Source organism: Telluria sp. PB2R4 (genome assembly GCF_059685695.1).
Map to the genome: position 1 here is coordinate 127,584 of NZ_JCASIC010000013.1, position 24,467 is coordinate 152,050.

The window sequence follows — 24,467 nt, forward strand, 5'->3', positions numbered from 1 at the left end:
CCGCCCACGCGTTCAAATCATGCGTGTACTGATGCGACGCCGGGGAGCAGCCTATGAGCCCCTCCGCCCCCTTCATCCGCCGCCCGGTCGCCACGGCCCTCCTGATGCTGGCCATCGTCCTGGCCGGCATGGTCGGCTACCGCTTCCTGCCCCTGTCGGCGCTGCCGCAGGTCGACTTCCCGACCATCCAGGTCCAGACCCTGTACCCGGGCGCCAGCCCGGAAGTCATGGCGCGCACCGTCACCGCGCCGCTGGAACGCCAGTTCGGCCAGATGTCGGGCCTGACGCGCATGAGTTCCACCAGCGCGGCCGGGGTCTCGGTGATCACGCTGCAGTTCGGCCTCGGCCAGACCCTCGACGTCGCCGAGCAGGAAGTGCAGGCCGCGATCAATGCCGGCGGCTCGCTGCTGCCGACCGACCTGCCGGCGCCGCCGGTCTACGCCAAGGTCAACCCGGCCGACGCGCCGGTGCTGACCCTGGCCATCACCTCCGACACGCTGCCGCTCACCGACGTCCAGAACCTGGTCAACACGCGCCTGGCGCTGAAGATCAGCCAGGTCTCGGGCGTCGGCCTGGTGACCCTGTCGGGCGGCCAGCGTCCGGCGGTGCGCATCCAGGCCGACACCGAGGCGCTGGCCTCCTACGGCCTGGGCCTGGACACCCTGCGCAGCGCCATCACCGCCGCCAACGCCAACAGCGCCAAGGGCAATTTCGACGGCCCCACTCGCTCGTATGCGATCAACGCCAACGACCAGCTGCTGGCGGTCGAGGACTATAAACAGCTGATCGTCTCCTACCGCAATGGCGCTCCGGTGCGCCTGGGCGAGGTCGCACAGGTGGTCGACAGCGCCGAGAACGTGCGCATCGGCGCCTGGGCCAACCTGAAACCGGCCATCATCCTGAACGTGCAGCGCCAGCCCGGCGCCAACGTGATCGCCACCGTGGACGGCATCAAGGAACGCCTGCCCGAGCTGCAGGCCGGCCTGCCTGCGTCGGTGCGCATGGAGGTGCTGAGCGACCGTACCGCCGGCATCCGCGCCTCGGTCGAGCACGTGCAGCTGGAACTGCTGCTGGCGGTGGTGCTGGTGGTGCTGGTGATCTTCGCCTTCCTGCACAGCCTGCGCGCCACCGTGATCGCCAGCCTGGCGGTGCCGATCTCGCTGATCGGCACCTTCGGCATCATGTACCTGATGGGCTACAGTCTGAATAATTTGTCGCTCATGGCGCTGACGATCGCCACCGGCTTCGTGGTCGACGACGCGATCGTCATGATCGAGAACATCGCGCGCTACATCGAAGAGGGCGAAAAGCCGATGGCGGCGGCGCTGAAGGGAGCGCAGCAGATCGGGTTCACGATCATCTCGCTGACCGTTTCCCTGATCGCGGTCCTGATCCCGCTGCTGTTCATGGGCGACGTGGTGGGGCGCCTGTTCCGCGAATTTGCGGTGACCCTCGCCGTGACGATCCTGATCTCGATGGTGGTCTCCCTGAGCCTGGTCCCGATGATGTCGGCGCGCTGGCTGAAAAGCCATGAAGAGGAACGCCCGGGCCGCTTTGCGCAAAAGTCGCAGGCCTTCTTCGATCGCGTCATCCAGCGCTACGACGTGGCGCTGGGCTGGGTGCTGGCGCGCCAGGGCCTGACCTTGCTGGTGGCGCTCGGCACCCTGCTACTGACCGTGCTGCTGTGGATGGTGATCCCGAAGGGGCTGTTCCCGACCCAGGACACCGGCCAGCTCCAGGCGCGGCTGCAGGCGCGCCAGTCGATTTCCTATGCCGAGATGGCGAGGCTGCAGCAGCTTGCCGCCGCCGAGGTGCTGAAGGACCCGGCGGTTGCCTCACTCAGTTCCTACGTGGGCGTGGACGCGGCCAACAACACCATGCTCAATGCCGGCACCATGCTGATCAACCTGAAGCGCGAGGAGCGCGGCGACCAGGAAGCCATCATGAACCGCCTGCGCAGCCGGGTGGCCAACGTGGCGGGCATCACCATGTACCTGCAGCCGACCCAGGACCTGACCATCGACGCCGAGAGCGGACCGACCCAGTACCGCCTGTCGATCGAAGGCGCCGACAGCGCCACCGTGAACCTATGGGCCAAGAAGCTGGTGGAGAAAATGGCCACCATGAAGCAGGTGCGCAACCCCACCACCGACGCCGGCGCGGTCGGCGCCGCGGCCTACATCGACATCGACCGCGACACCGCCTCGCGCCTGTCGATCACGGCCGCCTCGATCGACGACGCCTTGTACAGCGCCTTCGGCCAGCGCATCGTCTCGACCATCTTCACCGAGACCAACCAGTACCGCGTGATCCTCGAGGCCCAGCAGGACGAGGCGATGTCGCCGGCATCCCTAAGCCGCCTGCAGCTGCGCACCGGCTCCGGCCAGCCGACACCGCTGTCGGCGGTGGCTACCATCCGCGAAGCCGAGGCCCCGCTGCAGATCACCCACGTGGCGCAGTATCCGGCCGCCACGGTCGGCTTCGACACCGCCGAAGGCGTGTCCCTCGGTACCGCGGTCGATGCGATCCGCGAGGCGACCGAAGAAATCAAGATGCCGAACGCCGTCAGCATGAGCTTCCTGGGCGCATCCGGCGCCTACCAGGCCTCGCTGTCCAACCAGCTGTGGCTGATCCTGGCGGCCGTGGTCTGCGTGTACATCGTGCTGGGTGTGCTGTACGAAAGCTATGTGCATCCGCTGACCATCCTGTCGACGCTGCCATCGGCCGGCGTGGGCGCGCTGCTGGCGCTGTGGGTGACCGGGCAGGGCCTGGGGGTGATCGGCATCATCGGCATCATCCTCCTGATCGGCATCGTCAAGAAAAACGCGATCATGATGATCGACTTCGCCATCGAGGCCGAGCGCGACGGCGGCAAGTCGCCGCTGGACGCGATCCGGCAGGCGGCGCTGCTGCGCTTCCGCCCGATCCTGATGACGACGCTGGCCGCGCTGTTCGCCGCCGTCCCCTTGATGCTCGGCTGGGGCGAGGGCGCCGAGTTGCGCCGTCCGCTGGGCCTGGCCATCTTCGGCGGCCTGATCGTCAGCCAGCTGCTCACCCTGTTCACCACGCCGGTGATCTACCTGGCCTTCGATCGCCTGGCGCGCCGCCGTGGTGGACGCAAGGGCGGCAAGGCCCCGAACAAGCTTGACGAGGTCGGCGCATGAACCTGTCGCGCCCCTTTGTCGAGCGCCCGATCGCGACCGTCCTGCTGACGATCGGGATCGCGCTGGCAGGCATCGCGGCCTTCTTTGTGCTGCCGGTGTCGCCGCTGCCGCAGGTCGATTACCCGACCATCTCGGTATCGGCTTCGCTGCCCGGCGCCAGCCCGGAGACCATGGCGTCGAGCGTGGCCACGCCGCTGGAGCGGCGCCTGGGCGTGATCGCCGGCGTCAACGAAATGACCTCGAGCAGCGGCAACGGCTCGACCCGCGTCAGCCTGCAGTTCGACCTGAACCGCAAGATCGACTCGGCCGCGCGCGAAGTGCAGGCCGCGATCAATGCCTCGCGTGCCGACCTGCCGGCCACGCTGCGCAGCAACCCGACCTACCGCAAGGCCAACCCCTCGGACGCGCCGGTGATCATTCTCGCGCTCACCTCCAGGACCCGCTCGCCCGGCCAGATTTACGAATCGGTCTCCAACCTGGTCCAGCAGCGCCTGGCGCAGGTGAAGGGCGTGGGCGAGGTCGAGATCGGCGGTGGCTCGCTGCCGGCGGTGCGGGTCGAACTGCTGCCCTACGCACTGAATAAATATGGCCTGTCGAGCGAGGACGTGCGCGCCGCGATCCAGGCCACCAATGCCAATCGCCCGAAAGGTGCGATCGAAGGTGGCGGCAACCGCTTCCAGATCTATTCGCAACCGGCTGGCGATAAACCGGGCCGGCCGCAGGCTTCCGCCTACCGCGACCTGGTGGTGGCCTGGCGCGATGGCGCCGCCATCCGCCTGCGCGACGTGGCCGAGGTCATCGACGGCGTCGAGAACGTCAACACGCTCGGCCTGTTCAACGGCCAGCCGGCGGTGATCGTGCTGGTGACCCGCCAGCCGGACGCCAACGTCATCGAGACCGTTGACGGAGTGCGCGCGCTGCTCCCGACGCTGCAGGCGCAGCTGCCGGGCGACGTGAACCTGCAGGTGGCCTCGGACCGCACCCTCTCGATCCGCTCCTCGCTGCACGAGATCGAGTTCACCCTGGTGCTGTCGATCCTGCTGGTGGTGCTGGTGGTCAGCGTATTCCTGCGCAGCATACGCGCCACCATCATCCCGGCGGTGGCCACCGTGGTGTCGCTGCTGGGCACCTTCGGTGTGATGTATTTTCTCGGCTTCAGCCTCAACAACCTGTCGCTGATGGCGCTCACCGTGGCGACCGGCTTCGTGGTGGACGACGCGATCGTGGTGCTGGAAAACACGGCGCGGCACATCGAATCCGGCATGGATCGCATGAAGGCGGCGCTGCTGGGTGCGCGCGAGGTGGGCTTTACGGTGCTGTCGATCTCCCTGTCGCTGGTGGCGGTATTCATCCCGCTGCTGTTCATGGGTGGGCAGGTGGGCCGGCTGTTCCGCGAGTTCGCGGTGACGCTGTCGGCGGCCGTGATGATCTCGCTGGTGATTTCGCTGACCACCACGCCGATGATGTGCGCCTGGCTGCTGCGCAAGGAAGACAAGGAAAAGAAGCCGGGGGTACTCGCACGCTGGTCCGAAAAGGGCTTCGGCAAGGTGCTGCGCGGCTACGAGCATGCGCTCGACTGGGCGCTCGACAGCAAGCTGCTGGTGATGATCATCCTCGGGTTCGTGATGGCCTTGAACGTCTACCTGTTTGCGGCGGCGCCCAAGGGTTTCTTCCCGCGGCAGGACACGGGCCAGCTCAACGGCGGCATCCGTGCCGACCAGAGCATCTCGTTCCAGGCCATGCAGGAGAAGTTGCGCCAGCTGGTGACCATCATCAAGCGCGACCCCGCCGTCGATACCGTGGTGGCCTTCACCGGCGGCGGCCGCGCCGGCGGCGGCTTCATGTTCCTCAACCTGAAACCGGTCGACGAACGCGCCGAAGGCGACACCGGCGAGGCCGTGATCGCGCGCCTGCGCCCGAAACTGGCGCGGGTGACCGGCGTGTCGATCTTCCTGAATCCGGTGCAGGACCTGCGCATGGGCGGGCGTTCCAGCAATTCGACCTACCAGTACACCTTGAAGAGCGACAATGCGGCCGACCTCAAACAGTGGGCCACGCGCCTGGCCGAGTCGATGAAGCGCCAGCCGGCGCTGGTGGACGTCGACACCGACCAGGCCGAGAACGGCGTCGAGACCTTTGTCACCATCGACAAGGACACGGCGGCGCGCCTGGGCGTCGGTACGCGCGACGTCAACAACGCGCTGTACAACAACTTCGGCCAGCGGCAGGTGGCCAATATCTATGATGAGCTGAACCAGTACCGCGTGATCATGGGCGTGGCCCAGCGCTACGCGCAGTCGCCGGAAGCCCTGCGCGACGTGTATGTGCCGGCCCGCGGTGGCGCGGCGTCCACCTCCGCCACGCAGTCCTCGTCCAGCACGCAGTCCGCGGCCGGCATGCCATCCGCACCCGCCAACCTGACGGCCGCGCGCGATCCGTCCAGCGGCTCGGCGCTGTCCTCAGGCGCCACCACGATGGTGCCCCTGACAGCGATCGCCAGCTTCGCCGAGAGCTCGACCCCGACCTCGGTCAACCACCAGGATGGCGAACTGTCGACCACCGTGTCCTTCAACCTGTCCGAGGGATTCAACCTGGAAGACGGCCAGACTGCGGTGAAACAGGCCGAGGCCGACATCGCCATGCCGTCCAATGTGCGCGGCAGCTTCCAGGGCACGGCGCGCGCCGCCCAGGAATCGAGCCAGGAGCAGCCGATGCTGATCGCGGCGGCCATCATCGTCATCTATATCGTGCTCGGCATCCTGTACGAAAGCCTGGTGCATCCGGTGACGGTGCTGTCCACGCTGCCCTCGGCCGGCGTCGGCGCGGTGCTGGCGCTGCTGCTGTTCAACATGGAGTTCTCGATCATCGCGCTGATCGGGGTCTTCCTCCTGATCGGCATCGTCAAGAAGAATGCGATCCTGATCATCGACTTCGCCCTCGAGGCGGAGCGGGCGCGCGGCTTGAGCGCGATGGTCGCGGTGCGCGAAGCCTGCCTGCTGCGCTTCCGCCCGATCCTGATGACCACCCTGGCCGCCGCTCTGGGTGCGCTGCCGCTGGCGATCGGCTTCGGCGAAGGCTCGGAACTGCGCCGCCCGCTGGGCATTGCCATCATCGGCGGCCTGGTCGCCAGCCAGCTGCTGACGCTGCTCACCACGCCGGTGGTCTACGTCCTGCTCGACAAGCTGCGCACGAAAAAACCCGACGAGCACGAGCTGACCCGTCACTTCGACGCCACCGATCCGGTCCCTGCAAAATAATGAAGACCATGCAAAAACAATCCATCGTGCGCCTCCACCTGATCGCCCTTGCCGCCGCTCTCGCATCCACTTTCGTTGCCGGCTGCGCCGTCGGTCCCGCCTACCAGCGGCCCACGACGCCCGAACCCGCGGCGTTCAAGGAAGCGGAGGGCTGGGTGCCGGCGGCGCCCGCCGATGCGCTCGAACGCGGGCCGTGGTGGCAGCTGTTCGACGATCCGGTACTGAACGCGCTGGCGGACAGCATCGAGATCTCGAACCAGAACGTGGCGGTGGCGGCGGCCAATTACGCGGCCGCGCGCGCGCTGGTACAGCAGGAGCGTGCCGCGCTGTTCCCGTCGGTCTCGCTGGGCCTGGGGGCCGACCGCAGCGGCGTGCGCGGGCAGGGCGCCGACAGTGCGTACCGGCTCAACCTGGGCGGCAGCTGGGAGCCCGACGTGTGGGGCCGCCTGCGTGCCGGCGTGTCCAGCGCACAGGCCGGCGCCGAGGCCTCGGCCGCCGACCTGGCCAGTGCCCGCCTGTCGGCGCAGGGCGAACTGGCGGCAAACTATTTTTCCGTGCGTGCGCTCGATGCCGGATACGCGCTGCTGGCCCAGACCATCACGGGTTACGAGCGCGAGTTGCAGATCACGCAGAACCGGTTCAATGTCGGCATCGTGGCCCGTACCGACGTGCTGCAGGCCGAAACCCAGCTTGCCAATGCGCGCGGCGACGCGCTCGGAATCCGGCGCCAGCGCGCCCAGTTCGAGCACGCCATCGCCATCCTGGTCGGTAAGGCGCCAAGCGAGTTCACGCTGGCCCCGCTGCCGGAATGGCGCGTGACGGTGCCGGCGGTGCCGGTCGGCGTGCCGTCCCTGTTCCTGCAGCGCCGCCCGGACATCGCGGCCGCCGAGCGCGACGTGGCCGCGGCCAACGCGGAGATCGGGATCGCGCGTTCGGCCTACTTCCCGAACATCGGCCTGAGCGCCTCGCTCGGTACCGGCGGCAGCCGCGTCTCCGATCTGTTCTCGGCCTCCAGCGCCGCCTGGTCCTTCGGGCTGTCGGCGGCGCAGTCGATCTTCAATGCCGGCGCCACCCGCGCCAGCGTGGCCGGCGCCGAGGCGCGCCACCAGGCGGCGGTCGCGCGCTATCGCCAGACCGTGCTCACCGCCTTCGCCGACGTCGAAGACCAGCTGACGGCCGTGCGGGTGCTGGAACAGCAGCAGGAACAGCGCCGGGTGGCGTCCCAAGCCGCCGACAGGGTCGAGCAGCAGATCCTGAACCGCTACCGCGCGGGGCAGGTGAGCTATTCGGAGGTGGTGCAGGCGGCGGCGGTGGCGCTGAACGCGCGCCGGTCGCTGGTGCAGGTCCAGGCCGACCGCCAGGCGGCGGCGGTGGCGCTGATCCAGGCCTTGGGCGGAGGATGGCGGGCAGGGCAGTAAGGGCGCAGCCCGCTGTCATTACGCCGAAAAACGACCAAGGCAGATGGTACAAAAGCTATACTCCCGGCTGCTTTTTTCCATTCACCCGGGGTCAAATTGTCCAAGTTCACCGTCCTGCCTGCCGCCTTGCTGAGTGTCGCGACCCTTGCCGTCGCCGACGAAGGCCAATGGCAACCGCACCAGCTGCCGCAACTCAAATCCGAACTCAAGCGCATCGGCATCACCATGCCGGCCGAGAAGCTGTCCGACCTCACCAGGCATCCGATGAGCGCGATGGTGTCGCTGGGCGGCTGCTCGGCTTCCTTCGTCTCGCCCGAGGGCCTGGTGGTTACCAACCACCACTGCGCGTATGGCGCCATCCAGCGCAACTCGACGCCGGAGAAGAACTACATCGTGGGCGGCTTCCTGGCCAAGACCCGCGCCGAGGAACTGCCGGGCGGCCCGAACACCCTGGTGTACGTGACCGAGAAGGTCGAGAACGTCACCGATCGCGTGCTGAAGGGACTGGGCGCAAGCATGTCGGGACGCGAACGCCACGAGCTGGTGGAGTCGCGCATCAAGGCGCTGGTGGCGGAGTGCGAGACCGATAGATCGGTGCGCTGCTCGGTGCCTGCCTTCCACCGCGGCCTCGAGTACTACCGCATCAAGCAGCTGTTGATCCGCGACGTGCGCCTGGTGTACGCGCCGTCCGACCGCATCGGCAACTTCGGCGGCGACGTCGACAACTACGAGTGGCCGCGCCAGACCGGCGACTACGCCTTCCTGCGCGCCTACGTCGGCCCGGACGGCCGCCCGGCGGACCCGTCGCCGAACAACGTGCCGTATAAATCGAAGGACTTCCTGGTGGTCTCCGCCGAAGGCCTGAAGAACGGCGACCCGATCCTGCTGGCGGGCTACCCGGGCCGCACCAGCCGCTACAAACTGCCGAGCGAGATCCGCTATGCGCGCGACGTCGACTTCCCGGCCAAGGTGGCCGGCATCACCGCCGACCTGTCGGTGATCTCGGCGGCCACCATGGGCAACCCGGCCTGGGACGTGCGCTACGCCAGCGTGGTCAAGAGCCTGAACAACGTGCTCAAGAAAACCCAGGGCCTGCTGGACGGCTTCGCGCGCAAGGACATCGCCGCCATCAAGGATGTGCAGGACGCCGGATTCCGCGCCTGGCACAAGGGGAACGGCAAGGGCGCCAAGGGCCTGCTGGGCGAGCTCGATGGCGTGATCGCACAGGACATGGCGGCCTCGCGCCAGGAAGCCGCCTGGCTGGAGGCGACCCACAGCGACCTGCTCAAGAGTGCGCGCACCCTGTACCGCCTGGCGCTGGAGCGCCAGAAGCCGGACGCGCAGCGTGAATCCGGCTACCAGGAGCGCGACCTGTCCTTCATCAAGGCGCGCCTGACCCGCCTCGAGCAGTCCTTCGTGCCCCAGGTCGACGAAGCCAGATACGGCGCGGCGCTGGCGCGCTACGCCCGCATCGACGCGAAACTGCGTCCGCAGGGCCTGGACGGCCTGCTGCCGGCGCCGAACGCGCTTAACGCGATGTACCGCGCGACCGAACTGGCCGACACCGCCAGGCGCCTGGCCTGGATCGGCAAGGAGCCGGACGCCTTCCGCAAGTCCGGCGACCCGTTTATCGCGCTGGCCGTGCGCCTGCACGACACCGGCATGGCGCTGGAAAACCGCCGCAACGAGATCGACGGCAACCTGGAGCGCGTGATCCCGCAATACATGGCGGCTGTCATCGCCTGGAAGAAGTCGCAGGGCAAGCCGGTCTACCCGGACGCCAACTCGACTCTGCGCGTCACCTACGGCACCGTGGCGCCATACGCGCCGCGCGGCGGCCTGGTGAAGGGCCCGTTCTCGACGGTGGACGGCATCGTCGAGAAGGCCACCAACAAGGATCCGTTCATCGCCCCAAGCGCGCTGCTCGATGCGATCAAGGGCAAGCGTTACGGCGTCTTCAAGGATCCGGTGCTGGGCACCGTGCCGGTGAACTTCCTGTCGAGCGCCGACACCACCGGCGGCAACTCGGGTTCGGCCGTGATGAACAAGCGCGGCGAACTGGTGGGCCTGAACTTCGATTCGACCTATGAATCGATTACCAAGGACTGGTACTTCGACAGCGCCATCACGCGCGCGATCCACGTCGACATCCGCTACATGCTGTGGCTGATGAAGGAAGTCGACCGCGCCGACAACCTGCTGAAGGAAATGACGATCAGGTATCCGAAGAAGTAAGCGAAAAGCAGGAACAAGCAATGCTTGATACCGCGGCCAGAGAAATCTGGCCGCGTTTTTTTTCGCTCACGCGGATGAGTATTTCCGTTTGTCTCAGCCACGCAATTGACCTGTTCTGTCTTTACATTGAATACTAAAAATGCAACTACAACAAAACATCAATGGAGACAGAATGACATCACCAAGCTTGAAAGCCCTGGTGCAGGGCTGCGCCTTGTTCACCATGCTGGCCGGCGCGAGCCTGCACGCCCAGGCGGCGTTCAGCGTCACCGCGACCAAGGACGCCAGCAACAGGGTCGTCAGTTACACCATCGATACCGATGCCGGACTGGTATTCAAGGTGCGCGGCTTCCCGAACGACACCAGCACCACCTCGCCCGGCGACCTGTCGAGCATCGTCTACAAGGGCGTCGAATACCAGGATGCCGGCCGCGGCACCCAGGTCAACAGCGGCTACGACTACATTTATACGGACCAGACCGGGGTCGAGGTCACGGCGGAGACCGTCGACGCCAATGGCAATGCGTTGCCCGTGGCCCTGCCGGCTGCCGGCCAGAGCGCCGTGACGGCTGCCAGCGACTACATCAAGGTCACGGTCAAGACCGTGGGCGGGGCCACCGGCGTGCTGACCCATTACTACCTGGTGCGCAAAGGCGACCCCCGGATCTACATGGGCACCCACTTCACCGCCGAGCCGACCGGCCAGGCGCTGGTGCGTTTCATCGCGCGCATGCGGATCGCCCCGCTACCATACGGCACCCCTGCCGGCACGCCGGGCGGCGTGGTGTTCAACGCCGATCCGAACCGTCCGCCATCCTGGCCCGACGACCTGCGCGGCACCAGCGGCGCCATCGAAGCCAGCGACATCTTCGGCATTGCGACCGGCGCAAATGCGGGCGAAACGCGCTCCAAGCACTATTCCAACATGCGCCTCAAGGATTGGGCCTACATCGGCGGCACCGGTCCCAACGTCGGCGTGTGGATCGTGCGCGACAATAACGAAGGCGGCTCGGGCGGGCCCTTCTACCGCAGCCTGCTCAACCAGATCACCAGCACCAACAACGAGATCACCTACATCGTCAATTACGGCGAGGGCCAGACCGAGGGCTTCCGCTTCAACCGCCTGAACGGCTACACCATGGTGTTCAACGATGGCGCGGCGCCGGGGACAGTGGACACGTCGTGGTTCTCGAAGCTGAACCTGCTGGGCTACGTGCCGCCAAGCGCGCGCGGCAGCGTGTTCATCCCGGCCATTCATGGCCGCAACGCGGCCTATCCGTACACGGTCGGATTCGCCAACGCTAGCGCGCAATACTGGGCCGATGCCGCCAGCAACGACGGCAACACCCGGGCCGACGGCATGCTCCCCGGCGACTACACGATGACGGTGTACAAGAACGAACTGGCGGTCGCTACCTCGCAAGTCAGCGTCACGGCCGGCACCACCAACATCGTGCCGGCGCTGACCATCGGCGCCGATCCGCTGGTGCACACCAATGACCCGCGCGGCAAGTGGCACCTGGCCAAGGGCGACCCCAGCCTGACGCAGGCGCTGTTCCGCATCGGCGAATGGGACGGCACGCCGCGCGAGCTCCTCAACGGCGACAAGATCACGGTGATGCATCCGTCCGACGTGCGCCTGGCCCCGTGGTTCGCGACCGCCAGCCTGGCCAGTCCCTACCTGGTGGGCAGCTCGAAGGCGGGCCTGCACATGCCGGCCTTCCAGTGGAAGGGTTTGACGACGGCGCCGAATGGCCCGCTCACGATCAACTTCACCCTGAAGCCGAGCCAGATCTCGGCCAACTCGACCTACCGCTTCCGGATCGGCATCACCGCCGCGCAGGCCGGCGGCCGGCCGCAGATCAACGTGAACAGCTGGACCTCGCCCTTCGTCGGTTCGCAGTCGGGCGACGTGTTCCCCCCAAGCCAGCCATCGACCCGCACCATGACGGTCGGCACCTACCGCGCACGGAACATCACCTACGACTACACGATCCCGGCCAGCGCCCTGGTCGCCGGCCAGAACACGATCAAGGTCTGGGTCGTCAGCGGGTCGACCAGCAGCTCGAGCTGGCTGACCCCGGCGGTGTCGTACGACGCCATGGACCTGATCAAGATTAACTGACAAGAAAGCAGAGAACCATCATGCAATTCAAATCCCTATGCCTCGGCCTCGCCGCCGCATTCGCCCTGAGCGCGGGCGCCGGCGCGCAAGCCGCTGTCATCACCGCGCTAAGCGCCGACACGCCGGTCGAGATCTGCGATACCTGCACCGTCAGCTCGACGCTGAACGTGGGCAGCCATGGCCGCATCCTCGACGTCGACGCGCTGGTCAACATCACCCACGGCTGGGATGCCGACCTGGTGCTGAGCCTCGCCCACGGCGGCGTCACCGTGCTGCTGTCGAACCGCCAGGGCGGCTCGGGTGGTGCCAACTACACCGATACCTTGTTCGACGATGGCGCCGCCATCAGCATCGCCGAAGGCTATGCCTATGCGCCGTACACCGGGTCGTTCCGGCCGCAGGAGGCGCTGGCCGCCTTCATCGGGCACGACGTGTTCGGCGACTGGACCCTGACGGTGGTGGACAGCGAAGCGGGCGACGCCGGCAGCATCGACGGCTGGGGCATCACCGCCGAGGTGCCGGAGCCGGCATCGCTGGCCTTGTTCGGCATCGCCGCGCTCGGCCTGGGCGGGTCGCGCCGGCGCAAACCTGGCTGAAGCGCTCTCGAAGCGCTGCTCGCCGTGCAGGCGGTGGGCGGGCGCTTCGGCTTGCGCATTCAGCGGCGAGTAGCCATAATCGCCTGCCGCTCTCCCTAGAATCCGCATGAACGAACCGCTCGCCCTCCTCGGTTTCAGCACCACCCCGCTGGAACTCGTCTCCTTCCTGCTGGCGGTCACCACCGTACTGCTCAACATCCGCCAGAAGCACTGGGCCTGGCTGTTCTCGATCGCCTCATCCGGCACCTATGCGGTGGTGTTCTTCGACGCCAAACTGTACGGCGACATGGGCCTGCAGTTCGTCTTCATCGGGGCCTCGGTGTGGGGCTGGTACCAGTGGCTGCACGGGGCCGGCAACCAGCCGCTGGTGGTCACGCGCCTGAAGCGCGGGGCCTGGGGCTGGGCCGTCGCCGCCTGGGCTGCGGGCTTCGTGCTGCTGTCGCAGTTCCTCGACCATCTCACCGATACCGACGTCCCGCATGCGGACGGCTTCCTCACCGCCGGCAGCCTGGTGGGCCAGCTCCTGCTGGGCCGCAAGAAGGTGGAGAACTGGCTGGTGTGGATCGTGGTGGACGTGCTGTATGTCGGCCTGTACGTCTACAAGGGCCTGATCCTGACCGCCTTCCTGTACGCCGTGTTCGTGGTGCTGGCCTGGACCGGCTGGCGCGCCTGGTCGAACATTGCGCGGAGGGAGGCATGATGCCTGGACCAGGCCCGGTGCAGCGGATCGCGGTGCTCGGCGCCGAATCGTCCGGCAAGTCGACCCTGTGCGACGCGCTGGCGCGGCACTACGGCACCGTGTGGGTGCCGGAATACCTGCGCGAATTCGTCGACACCCGTGGCCGCGTGCCCTTCGAGAGCGACCAGTACCCGATTGCCTGCACCCAGCGCGCCCGCGAGGACGCCGCCGCGGAAAGTGAAGGCGCCACGTGCTTCCTGTTCTGCGACACCACGCCCCTGATGACGGCGCTGTACAGCCGTCAGTACTGGGGCCGGGTCGACCCGCAGCTGGCGCGCCTCGACAGCCGCCACGACTACGCCCATACCCTGGTGACGGCCCCCGACAGCCCATGGGAGCCGGACGGCTTGCAGCGCGAGTCGGAAGAAGTGCGCCAGAAGGTGCACCGGATGCTGGTCGAGACGCTGGACGGGCGCGGTATTCCCTACCTCTTGCTGAAGGGTAGCCTGCCGCACCGGATCCGTCAGGTCGAGGCCGTGCTGGGTCCTATCGGTACGGGCTATTGATATGGATTAAGAGGACAAGTTTTTACAATTGTCTTTTTGTTGCCGTATGGTATTAAAATACGCGCCTCTGTCTTATCAATATGGCGGTGCGTTGTGAAAAAATGGATAGGCCGCCTGTTGGGCGGTACCGAGAAGGAGACCGCTGCAACGGCCGGCACCATGGCCGCCGCTGTAGCGAATGACGACGACATGGCGGCCGACGTCGACGCTGCCTATTACCGCTGGCTGGCCGCATCGAGCGGCACCAACGCCGCTGCGGAACTGGAACAGCAGATCCTCGACGAGGTGCGCGCGCTGACCGACGATCCCGGGAGCGCGGCCGGGCTGGTGCCGCGCGTGCCGGAACTGATAACGCAGCTGATGGGCGCCCTGTCGGACGAGAACATCTCGACCGCGGCCCTGTCGGCCGAGGTCGGGCGCGACCTGGTGCTGGTCGCCGAAGTGATCCGCGAGGCGAACAGCGCCTATTACCGTCCGGCCAAGCCGATCGAAACCCTGGACGGCGCGGTGACGATGCTGGGCCTGAACGGCCTGCGCATGCTGCTGGCGCGCATCGCCATCCGGCCGCTGGTCCGGGTCAAGGTGCAGGGCGTCGCGCGCCAGGTGGCGCCCAACGTGTGGCGCCATTCCGAACGCTGCGCGTTTGCCGCCAGCGTGATGGCGCCGGGGTTGTCGGCCGGCGTGTTCGAATCCTACCTGGCCGGGCTGATGCAGAACGTGGGCCTGCAGGTCGCTTTCCAGGTGGCCGACCGGCTGTGCGCCGGCAAGGTGCCGGGCTCCGGGACCTTCGGGGTCGAACTGTTCGCGGTCAGCCGCCAGCTTTCTGCGGTGATCGCGCGGCACTGGGAGTTCCCCCCGGAGGTGGTCGAGGCGATCGCCTGGGCCGGCGACCCCGATGGGCCGCACCTGGCCCAGGCGCTGGCCCAGGGCGACCGCATCGCCAAGCTGCGCCTGCTGCTCGATGCAGGCGTGATCGAGCCGGAGGACAGCTTTGTCAGCGTCGGTTTGAATGGGTTCCAGCGGCGTTGCCTGGGCAAGCTGGCGGATCTGGCCGACTAAGCTGTACTTGGGTTGTCGTACGGTGGGCGGGTCTCCCGCCCACCGTACGGTTCTCCAGCTTAGAAGTCGAACTGCGCCGACACCCTGACACTGCGCGGCGCGCCCGGCAGCAGGTAGCCGCCCAGCGACTGCGTCACGTCGCGCCAGTAGAACTTGTCGAACACGTTGTCCACGCGGGCGCGCAGGATCGTGTTCATCCCGCCGACGCGCAGCGCGTACGAGGCGCCCAGCGCGGCCACATGGTAGCCCGGCACGACCGCGCGGTTGGCCGGGTCGAAGGCCTTGCTGCCCGAGTACTGCCAGGTGGCGTCCACCTTCAGTCCGCTCAGGGCCGGCACGGCGTATTCCACCCAGGCGGTCGAGCGGAATTCCGGCACGTTGGTCACGCGCTTGCCTTCTACCTCGGGGTCGCCGGTGCCGGTCTGCTCCGCGTCGAGCGCCATCAAGGACAGGCTGTAGTTCAGGTCGGGATTGAGCTTGCCCTGGGCCGCCAGCTCGACGCCGCGGTGGCGCTGCTGGCCGGCGCGCACGAAGAGGTTGGCGCCGTTGACGTACTCCAGGCCCTGCTTGATGTCGAAGGCGGCGGCCGACAGCATCACCGCGTTGTTGACGATGCCCTTGACGCCCACTTCCACCTGCTTCGAACGGCTCGGCGGCAGCACGCTGTCCTCGTTGGCGGTGCCCATCTCGGCGATGCCGCCGTGCTGCAGGCCATGGCTCAGCGAGCCGTAGACGCTCCAGTCGGGCGCCGGTTTGAACACCAGCGCCACGCTCGGCAGCACGAAACTGTCGTCGGCATGCACCCAGCCCTGGTCGATCTCGGCCAGCTCGTTGCGCTTGAGCTTTACCCAGCGCAGGCCGGTGTGCAGCGTCACGCGCTCGGACAGGGTGGCCACGTCCTGCACGAAGAGCGCGCGTTCGACGTCGTTGCGGCGCTCCATCACCGGGCCGGTGCGCGGGTTGCCCGGCGCCGGGTCGACCGCCAGGTTGTTCCAGATGTTGCTGTAGCCGGCGTAGTCGTAGACGTATTCGCCGAAGCTGTCGTGGCGCTCGGACATCGCGGCGCCGACCGTGAACTGGTGGCGCACCGCACCCAGCGCGAAACGGCCCTGCAGCATGGCCTGCGCGCCCCACGGGGTCTTGCGCTCGCCCACGCTCTGGTAATCGTAGACGTCGTAGTCGCCGTTCGAGCAGTAGCCGGGATAGAAGCCATCGCCCTCGTTGCTGCAGCCGTAAGGGAAGGCGGTGTAGTCGTCGCGCTTGAACCAGTGCTTGTTGGCGTTGACGGTCGCCGTCCAGTCGGGATCGAGGCGGTATTCGAAGCGCAGGCCCAGGTTGCTGCTGTCGGTCTCCACCGGCTTGGTCCAGGGCTGGTCGTTCAGCAGGGTCTTGGGCGAGACGCCGGTCGGCAGGACTTCGTTGCGCAGCAGCTGGTAGCCCGGCGCGGTGATCTGCGACTTGTGCTGGTGGTCGAGATCCAGCTGCAACAGCGCATTCGGGCTGATCTGCCAGTCGAAGGCGCCGGATACGAACTGGCGTTCGCCATCGGCGCCGCGCACGGTCGGCTTCAGGTCTTCGGCCGCCGCGTTGATGCGGTAACCGAAGCGGCGGTCGCGGTCCTCGCTGCGGCCACCCAGGTCGATCGAACCGTGCAGGGTGCCGCGCTCGCTCGCTTCCACCAGGGCCGAGCGCAGCGGCGTGGTGGTCGGGCGCTTGGTGACGAAGTTGACCATGCCGCCCGGCGCCGCGACGCCCGCCTGCAGGCCGGCCAGGCCGCGCAGGATTTCGATGCGTTCCTTGTTCTCCAGCGGGATCTGGGTGTCGGCGGGGATCGCGATGCCGTCCTTGCGGTAGCTGCTCGCGTTGTCGAGGGCGAAGCCGCGGATCGAGAACTGCTCGGCATAGCCGATCGCGTTGTAGGCGTCGCCGACCGAGGCGTCGTAGCGCGCCGCGTCGCTCACGTTGCGGATCGACAGGTCCAGCATCTGGGTGCGGTTGATGGCGGTGATCGATGCCGGGGTGTCGAGCAGCGGCGCGTCGGAAAAGCCGCCGATGCTGGCGCGGTCGCTGGCGACCCAGCGGCTGCCGGTGACGACCACCGAGGTGACAGCGTCGGATTGTTGCGCGGATGCGGTCGAAGAGAATGCCTGCAGGATGGCGCAGGCAAGAAGGGAATGCTTCAGCTTGAATGTCATGGTTTGCTCGTCTTCGCGCGCCACGGCAAACATGGCGCGCTGCTTTCGAATAAAAAGCCGGAGCCAACGTGGGGGAAGGGCAAACAAAATTGGGAGCTGCGTTGCGCTTTCCTTCGCTGGCATTATCCAGATCAGGTACGAAGGGTATCTCTCACCCGGCAACGCGCTCATCGCACGCACCAGGACCCCTAGCGAGGCGGCAGTGTACCACGGACCCGGGCGGGCGTGGCGAATGTGGCAACGTGCTCGGCCGCTGCCGGCCGCGCGCCTGCTTGTGCGCTCGCTTGTACTTACTGCGGCGGCGGCAGGCTGCTGCGCTTCATGCTTCGGCTGTGGCCGGCGCCGCCACCGCGCGCGCCTGCGTGCTGGCTGCCGGCGCCATGTGGCGCAGCAGCGTGGTGCGGGTGGCGTCGCCGATGGCGCGCCAGAACTCGCGGCGCTGGGCGGCGCGCTTGCGATGCTTGGACGGCATCTCGGACAGCGGCTTGAGGTAGAAGGGCAGGCGGATCAGGTAGCTGCGGCCCGTCATCTCCGTGCCGCCCAGGATCTTCCAGAAGCCGTCGTAGGCGTTCTCGAAGTGCTTGACGTCGAGCGGATCGTAGGCGATGTGCGAGGTGCACTTGATGGCCACCACCTGGTCGATGCCCAGTGCCTGCGCGACGCCCTGCATGGCGGCGAAGCAGAAGAAGCTCGGCGAGTTGTTGGGGAAGGCTTCCTCGAAGGCGTCGAAGGCGGCGCCGGAGTCAAGCCAGCGGCCCTGGTTGCGCGTGACGAAGGGCACGGTGGGGAGGTCGACACCGGCGAGCTGCCCGTCTACCCAGGTGTAGGAAAGGCGGTGCAGGTACTTGCCGTCGGCGACCAGCGAGATGGTGAGGTCGCCCTCGGCGTCGTGGCGCGGCGCCATCTCGAGGCGCAGCAGGAAGTGGTGCTCGGCGCCGTCGGCATGCGCCACGTGCTGCGAGGTCTGCTGCCAGAGCGTGAGCCCGCCGCCGCCGTAGACCGCCTGGTGGTAGGCGTTGCTGAAGGCGGTGTCTTCGAAGCGGTAGTGCGACAGCACGCACTGTACGCGCTGGCGCGCGCTCAGGTCCTTCGCCAGGTAGTTGCGGTGACTGAGGTGGTGGAACAGGTCGTCGTGTGGTGCCGCCGCCACAAATCGGCGCACCAGGTCGAGCCGGCACAGGGCCTGGTGCTCGCGCCAGTAGCGCAGCACGCGCAGGCTGCGCACGATACTCAGCATCCAGGATGCGGGGGTGTACTGGCTGCGGCGCGCAAGCCAGGACCGGGACAAGTGAGCGAATATCATGGGGAACGCTCCAATCGGCGCAAAGTGGTGGGCGCCACCGTGGCGCCACTGTCTTTATCTTCGATGCCCGTCGATGTAAACGGGCTTGCATCGCAGAAAGTCACATTCTGCCATGCAATTTGCCGGGGAGCTAACTGGTGCCTGGGTAGTCCAGGGGACGGTGGAGAAAGTGCAGAAGAAAGTGAATGAAACCGCTGGAAAGGGTTGCGTTCATGTTGTCTCTCTCGATAGATCGGCTGGCGCGTCTTGTTGTGCTTTTTCCAACTCTTTTGCGACTTCTTGTATTCGCCTGACAGGCACTACAAGATTACCATGTTTGTGCGGCGCCACGCTTCCGGTTCATCATCGATAATTGCGCCAGACCGAACCAGACCCGAGGTGCGAGATGGCGTATGAACTTTTTTACTGGCCGGGTATCCAGGGGCGCGGCGAGTTCGTTCGCCTTGCGCTGGAGGAAGCCGGGGCCGAATACGTGGACGTGGCGCGCCGCCAGGGCGGCATGGACCTCCTGATGTCGGCGCTCGAGACGGAAGCCCATCCCGCGTTCGCGCCGCCGTTCCTGCGCGCCGGCGAACTGACCATCGGCCAGGTCGCCAACATCCTGCTGTACCTGGGCGAGCAGCATGGGCTGGCCCCGCGCACCGATCCCGGCCGCCTCTGGACCCACCAGCTGCAGCTGACCATCGCCGACCTGGTCGCCGAGATCCACGATACGCACCACCCCATCGCCACCTCGCTGTACTACGAAGACCAGAAGCCGGAAGCGCAGCGCCGCGCCGCCGACCTCATCGAAACGCGGCTGCCGAAGTTCTTCGGCTATTTTTCGCGCCTGCTGACCAATCCGGAAGCGCGCGACTGGCTGGTGGGCGACAAGCCGACCTACGCCGACCTGTCGCTGTTCCAGGTAATCGACGGCCTGCGCTATGCCTTCCCCAATGCCATGAAGCGGCTCGAAGGCGATTACCCGGCCCTGGGAGCGCTGCACGCACGCGTGGCGGCGCGTCCCAACATCGCCGCCTACCTGGCCTCGCCGCGTCGCATCCCGTTCAACCAGAACGGGATCTTCCGCCACTATCCCGAACTCGACGAGTGAGCATGCCGGCGCCGCCCCGGCCTTGAGTATCAGTGGGTGGCGACGGCGCCCGCCGGCACGGCTTTTGCCGGCAGGCCGTCGCGGCGGTCCAGCCGGCGCGCCAGCGTGGCAAGCAGGAAGGCGCCGGCGACGATCAGCGCGCCGATCGGGGGCGTGGCCATCAGCCCCAGCCTGGCGACGATCAGGCCGCCGCCCCAGGCGCCGAGGGCGATGCCGACATTGAAGGCGGCGATGTTCAGGCCGGAGGCCACGTCCACCGCATGCGGCGCATCGCGTTCGGCGCGCTGCACCACGTAGACCTGCAGGCCCGGTACGTTGCCGAAGGCGACCGCGCCCCAGGCCAGCACGGTGGCCAATACCAGCCACTTGTTCGGCGCGGTAAAGCCCAGCACCAGCAGCACCAGCGCCAGCAGGGCGAACACGATCTGCAGTGCCGGCAGCGGGCCCTTGCGGTCGGCCAGCTTGCCGCCCCAGATGTTCCCGGCCGCGACCGACACCCCGTACACCAGCATCACCAGGCTGACGCTCGACGCGGCAAAGCCCGAGACTTCCTGCAGGATCGGCGCCAGGTAGGTAAAGGCGATAAAGGAGCCGCCGTAGCCCAGCGTGGTGATGGCGTACACCAGCAGCAGGCGCGGCTTCTTCAGGACCGCAAGCTGGGTGAGGAGACTTGCCGGCTTGCTTCCCGCGATGTTCGCCGGCACAAGGATCCAGCTGCCGATCATTGCCACCACGCCCAGCATCGACACCGCCAGGAAGGTCGCCTGCCAGCCGAACTGCTGGCCGATGAAAGTCCCGAGCGGCACGCCGGTGACCAGGGCCACGGTCAGGCCGGTGAACATCAGCGCGATCGCGCTGGCGGCTTTCTCCTTCGGCACCATGCTGGTGGCGATGGTGGAGCCGATCGAGAAGAAGACGCCGTGCGCGAGGCCGGTCAGCACGCGCGCCGCCATCAGGGCGGTGTAGCCCGGCGCCATCCATGCGACCAGGTTCCCGACGGTAAACAGCGCCATCAGGCCGAGCAGCAAGGCCTTGCGCGGCACGCGCTTGGTGAGCGCGGTGAGCACCGGTGCGCCGACGGCGACCCCGAGCGCATACAGGCTCACCAACAGGCCGGCCGAGGGCACCGACACGTGCAAGGCGGCGGCGATGGTGGGAATGAGGCCGACGATCACGAATTCGGTCGTGCCGATGGCGAAGGCGCTCAGCGCGAGCGCCCAGAGGGCGAGTGGCATGGTGTTCTCCTTGTTGCCAGATTGATCCAGGCCCGCAGTGTGCCGCGCCGACGCGCGCAGAAAAATGCCTTGGCGTACAATTTACTTTTGATCTGGAGTCACGAATGATCGATGTAGAGGCATTGATTGCCTTTGTTGCCGTCATAGATACCGGCTCGTTTTCGAAAGCTGCCGAGCGCCTTGGACAGACGCCCTCGGGCGTATCGCGCACCATCTCGCGCCTGGAAGATCACCTTGGCATGACGCTGATGCACCGCACCACGCGGCGCCTGCAGCTGACGGAAGAGGGAAGCTGGCTGCTGGGCCGGGCCCGCGGCCTGCTGCTGGAGCTGGCCAACACCGAAGCGGAAGCCGCCGCGCGCCGCTCGCAGCCGGCCGGCCTGGTGCGGGTGAATGCCGCCACGCCCGCGCTCGACCACCTGCTGGCGCCGCTGCTGCCGGAGTTCCTGGATGCCTATCCGCTGGTGCAGCTGGAACTGGTCAGCGGCGAGACCTACGTCGACCTGATCGAAGAGCGGGCCGACCTCGCGATCCGCATCGGCGCCCTGCCGGATTCGACGCTGAATGCGCGCCGCCTGGGCAGCTCGCGGCTGCGCGTGCTGGCCGCGCCCGCGTATCTCGAGAGGCACGGTTTACCCGACAGCGTCGAGGCTTTGAAGGGGCACCGCACGCTGGGCTTCACGGCGCCGGCGCTGCTCAATACCTGGCCGCTGCGGCACCCGGACGGGGAAGGGTGGACGATCACGCCCGCCGTCAGCGCGTCGAGCGGCGAGACGGTGCGCCACCTGGCGCTGGCCGGCGCCGGCGTGGCCTCGCTGTCCGATTTCCTGACCCGCGCCGACGTCGCGGCGGGCCGGCTGGTGCCGGTGCTGGAAGCCGCGAGCCTGCCATGGACGCAGCCGGTGTGGGCGGTGTTCTACAAACAGGGTTCGCTGGCGCCGCGCGTGGCCGCGCTGGTGGATTTTTTGGCGCGGCGGCTGCAGGACGTGCTGGACCGGTAAGCGGTGGGCAAGGTCAAACTTTTTAGGGATTCCCCGAACCACCTTTCAGCGCTAGTGTCTGTATGCTTGTCCACACCGAGGAGACGTCATGAACACCGGTCACGCAGCAGGCAACACCGCAGTCAAGCCCGTCGAAGACGGCATGCACACCATCACGCCCCACCTGGTTTGCGCCGGCGCCGCCGACGCCATCGCCTTCTATGCGCGCGCCTTCGGCGCGGTCGAAGTCATGCGCCTGCCGGGGCCGGGCGGCACGCTGGCCCACGCCGCCGTGCGCATCGGCGATTCGATGCTGATGCTCATGGACGAGTTTCCCGACTGGGATGCCAGCGGCCCCGCGGCCCTGGGCGGCACGCCGGTCACCATCCACCTGGCCTTGCCGGACGTCGACAGCGCCTTCGAGCGCGCCGTCGAGGCCGGCGCCATCGCGCGCATGGCGCCCGCCGACATGTTCTGGGGCGACCGCTACGGCGTGGTCGAAGATCCCTTCGGCCACCGCTGGTCGATGGCCACCCATGTGCGCGACGTCTCGCCCGAAGAGATGGCCGCCGCCATGCAGCAGGGCTGTCCCTGAGCGGCGCTCCTGCAGCCCGGGCACGGGCCGATTATGATGGCAATCCGCTCAATCACAAGAAAGGGAAGCCATGAAGGAATCGGACATCCAGCGCATTGCCGCTTTTTCCGACGGCGACGAGGGCGGCAACCCCGCCGGCGTCTGGATCGGCGAGTCGCTGCCGCCCGCAGCGGAGATGGCGTCGATGGCGCGCACCATCGGCTTTTCCGAAACCGTGTTCGCAGCGCCGCAAGCGGGCAGCACGGACGGCGGCACGAACACCCGCTGGCGCGTGCGCTACTTTTCGCCGGAGTCCGAAGTGCCGTTCTGCGGCCACGCCACCATCGCCCTGGGGGCGGCACTGGCGCGCCGCTTTGGCGACGGCCGCTACGCCCTGGCGCTGAACGCGGCCGCGATCTCGGTCGAGGGACGGGTGGAGGGAACGCGGGTGGCGGCCAGCCTGCAGTCACCGCCCACCAGCAGCAGCCCGGCGCCCGGTGCGCTGGTCGATGCCGCGCTGGCGCTGTTCGGCGCGCCGATCTCGACGCACGCATCCCGCCGGCACTGGCCCATGGCGGCGCCGACCACCTGGTGCTGGCGCTGAACAGCCGCGCCGCGCTGGCGCGCATGTCCTACGATCTCGATGCCGGACGCCGCCTGATGAAGCAGCACGGCCTGGTAACGGTCGTGCTGGCCTGGACCGAGCACCCGCAGCTCTTCCATACCCGCAACCCGTTCGCGTCCGGGGGCGTGCTCGAAGACCCGGCTACGGGCGCCGGCACGGCTGCCCTGGCCGGCTATCTGCGCGACCTTGGCTGGCCGCACGGCGGGCGGATCGAGGTGGTGCAGGGGGAGGACATGGGCATGCGCTCGCGCCTCACTGCCGAAATCGGACCCGAGGCGGGCGGATCGATCCGCGTGTCCGGGATGGCGCGCAGTATGTAGGAGCGAGGCGCGCACTGTGGCGCCAGCCACATGACGGGAAATGTGACAGCTCATTCGGGGAAGATGAACACATTATTAAGAACGATCGTGCTTTTATGTAGGATTAATCTTAGAAATTATGTAGGACAAATTGAGGGCAAAAAGTGCTTCAGCTCAGCAGTTAGAAACTTGCTGATCGGATTGATAATTTGAGTCAGGCAAATTCTGTTTCAAAAATCCAATCCTGGAGTATCTTATGTCGCTGTTCGACCCCGTCGTTTCCAACCCAACCGGTGCAGCACGCGCCGTCCGTGAAGCACGTGCCGCCGGACGCACGGTCGAGCGCCTGCCGTTCACCATTCGTCGAGTCGAAACCGAAGCGGACCTGCTCAAGGCAGTGCAGATCCGCCACGCGGCCTATGCCCGCCACGTGCCCGATTTCGCGCGTTCGCTGGCACTGCCCGAGGCGGCCGACTACGAAAGCGACACCATCGTGCTGCTGGCCGAATCCAGGCTTGACGGCACGCCGATCGGCAGCACCCGCATCCGCACCAACCTGTATCGCCCGCTCGGCGTCGAGGGATCGGTCGAGCTGCCGGCATGGCTGCAGGGCCGCCGCCTGGTGGAAGCGACCCGCCTCGGCATCGACGAAGGCCGCACCGGCCGCGTGGTCAAGATGGCACTGATCAAGGCCTGCTTCATGTATTGCGAAGACAACGACATCGACTATTCGGTGGCCACTGGCCGCCCGCCGGTCGACCGCCAGTACGAACAGCTGCTGTTCACCGACGTGTTCCCGGAGCAGGGCGCGGTGCCGCTGCGCCACGTCGGCAACATCCCGCACCGTGTGATGTCCTTCGAGATCGCCAGCTTCGAGCAGCGCTACCGCGATGCGCAACACCCGCTGCTGAAGTTCTTCTTCGAGACCCATCATCCGGACATCGACGTCGGACCCGGCACTCCGCCAGCGCTGGTGCGGACGCAGATCGCAAAAATGACGGATTTGCCGTTGCAAGTGCGTCAATTCGCCTTCAGCTGAGCACATATTGCATGACGGCATCACT

At 67.1% G+C, this 24,467-nt stretch carries 16 protein-coding genes, 1 pseudogene and 1 riboswitch; of the genes and pseudogenes, 14 read left to right on the forward strand and 3 right to left on the reverse strand.

The genetic code is table 11. From position 1 onward, the window contains the following. The first annotated feature begins 53 nt into the window (after positions 1-53). From AC56LU_RS19855 to AC56LU_RS19895, 9 genes are all read left to right on the forward strand, one after another. On the forward strand, positions 54-3,164 hold the full coding sequence (locus tag AC56LU_RS19855) for an efflux RND transporter permease subunit (RefSeq protein WP_497177337.1): 3,111 nt from the start codon (positions 54-56) through the stop codon (positions 3,162-3,164). Then, positions 3,161-6,421 carry an efflux RND transporter permease subunit gene (locus tag AC56LU_RS19860; protein ID WP_497177338.1) on the forward strand — a complete coding sequence of 1,087 codons (3,261 nt, stop codon included), beginning with the start codon at positions 3,161-3,163 and terminating at the stop codon, positions 6,419-6,421. Before AC56LU_RS19855 ends, AC56LU_RS19860 begins: the two co-directional genes overlap by 4 nt. 8 nt (positions 6,422-6,429) lie before the next feature. Further along, positions 6,430-7,839 (forward strand): efflux transporter outer membrane subunit, encoded by a 1,410-nt coding sequence (locus AC56LU_RS19865; protein WP_497177339.1) that lies wholly within the window; start codon positions 6,430-6,432, stop codon positions 7,837-7,839. A 96-nt stretch (positions 7,840-7,935) separates the two neighbouring features. Beyond that, on the forward strand, positions 7,936-10,074 hold the full coding sequence (locus tag AC56LU_RS19870; RefSeq protein WP_497177340.1) for a S46 family peptidase: 2,139 nt from the start codon (positions 7,936-7,938) through the stop codon (positions 10,072-10,074). Between the two features lie 172 nt (positions 10,075-10,246). Then, a complete protein-coding gene (locus AC56LU_RS19875) occupies positions 10,247-12,199 on the forward strand; it encodes a rhamnogalacturonan lyase B N-terminal domain-containing protein (RefSeq protein WP_497177341.1) in 1,953 nt (650 codons plus the stop codon). A 20-nt stretch (positions 12,200-12,219) separates the two neighbouring features. After that, positions 12,220-12,795 carry a proprotein convertase P-domain-containing protein gene (locus AC56LU_RS19880; RefSeq protein WP_497177342.1) on the forward strand — a complete coding sequence of 192 codons (576 nt, stop codon included), beginning with the start codon at positions 12,220-12,222 and terminating at the stop codon, positions 12,793-12,795. Between the two features lie 106 nt (positions 12,796-12,901). Continuing rightward, positions 12,902-13,495: a nicotinamide riboside transporter PnuC gene (gene pnuC / locus AC56LU_RS19885; RefSeq protein WP_497177343.1), complete on the forward strand. Its 594-nt coding sequence runs from the start codon at positions 12,902-12,904 to the stop codon at positions 13,493-13,495. Then, the gene (locus tag AC56LU_RS19890; RefSeq protein ID WP_497177344.1) at positions 13,492-14,040 is read left to right on the forward strand and encodes an AAA family ATPase; all 549 of its coding nucleotides are present in this window, start codon (positions 13,492-13,494) and stop codon (positions 14,038-14,040) included. Before pnuC ends, AC56LU_RS19890 begins: the two co-directional genes overlap by 4 nt. A gap of 93 nt (positions 14,041-14,133) precedes the next feature. After that, positions 14,134-15,099: an HDOD domain-containing protein gene (locus AC56LU_RS19895; RefSeq protein ID WP_497177345.1), complete on the forward strand. Its 966-nt coding sequence runs from the start codon at positions 14,134-14,136 to the stop codon at positions 15,097-15,099. Between the two features lie 59 nt (positions 15,100-15,158). Here the strand turns inward: AC56LU_RS19895 and AC56LU_RS19900 are convergent, their stop codons facing one another. Together AC56LU_RS19900 and AC56LU_RS19905 are read right to left on the reverse strand one after the other, a co-directional pair. Next, on the reverse strand, positions 15,159-17,294 hold the full coding sequence (locus tag AC56LU_RS19900; RefSeq protein WP_497177346.1) for a TonB-dependent siderophore receptor: 2,136 nt from the start codon (positions 17,292-17,294) through the stop codon (positions 15,159-15,161). Between the two features lie 91 nt (positions 17,295-17,385). After that, positions 17,386-17,494, reverse strand: a riboswitch (TPP riboswitch). A 119-nt stretch (positions 17,495-17,613) separates the two neighbouring features. Further along, positions 17,614-18,597: a DUF535 family protein gene (locus AC56LU_RS19905; protein ID WP_497177347.1), complete on the reverse strand. Its 984-nt coding sequence runs from the start codon at positions 18,595-18,597 to the stop codon at positions 17,614-17,616. Between the two features lie 385 nt (positions 18,598-18,982). Between AC56LU_RS19905 and AC56LU_RS19910 the strand changes: the two genes are divergently transcribed. Then, positions 18,983-19,690: a glutathione S-transferase gene (locus tag AC56LU_RS19910; protein ID WP_497177348.1), complete on the forward strand. Its 708-nt coding sequence runs from the start codon at positions 18,983-18,985 to the stop codon at positions 19,688-19,690. Positions 19,691-19,719: 29 nt separating this feature from the next. Here the strand turns inward: AC56LU_RS19910 and AC56LU_RS19915 are convergent, their stop codons facing one another. Next, positions 19,720-20,925 carry an MFS transporter gene (locus AC56LU_RS19915; protein WP_497177349.1) on the reverse strand — a complete coding sequence of 402 codons (1,206 nt, stop codon included), beginning with the start codon at positions 20,923-20,925 and terminating at the stop codon, positions 19,720-19,722. Between the two features lie 104 nt (positions 20,926-21,029). Between AC56LU_RS19915 and AC56LU_RS19920 the strand changes: the two genes are divergently transcribed. From AC56LU_RS19920 to AC56LU_RS19935, 4 genes and pseudogenes are all read left to right on the forward strand, one after another. Continuing rightward, positions 21,030-21,926 (forward strand): LysR family transcriptional regulator, encoded by an 897-nt coding sequence (locus AC56LU_RS19920; RefSeq protein ID WP_497177350.1) that lies wholly within the window; start codon positions 21,030-21,032, stop codon positions 21,924-21,926. An 88-nt stretch (positions 21,927-22,014) separates the two neighbouring features. Continuing rightward, positions 22,015-22,500 (forward strand): VOC family protein, encoded by a 486-nt coding sequence (locus tag AC56LU_RS19925; protein ID WP_497177351.1) that lies wholly within the window; start codon positions 22,015-22,017, stop codon positions 22,498-22,500. 70 nt (positions 22,501-22,570) lie between these two features. Beyond that, positions 22,571-23,424, forward strand: a pseudogene (locus AC56LU_RS19930) (PhzF family phenazine biosynthesis protein). Positions 23,425-23,659: 235 nt separating this feature from the next. Further along, positions 23,660-24,442 (forward strand): N-acyl amino acid synthase FeeM domain-containing protein, encoded by a 783-nt coding sequence (locus AC56LU_RS19935; RefSeq protein WP_497177352.1) that lies wholly within the window; start codon positions 23,660-23,662, stop codon positions 24,440-24,442. The last annotated feature ends 25 nt before the right edge of the window (positions 24,443-24,467 follow it).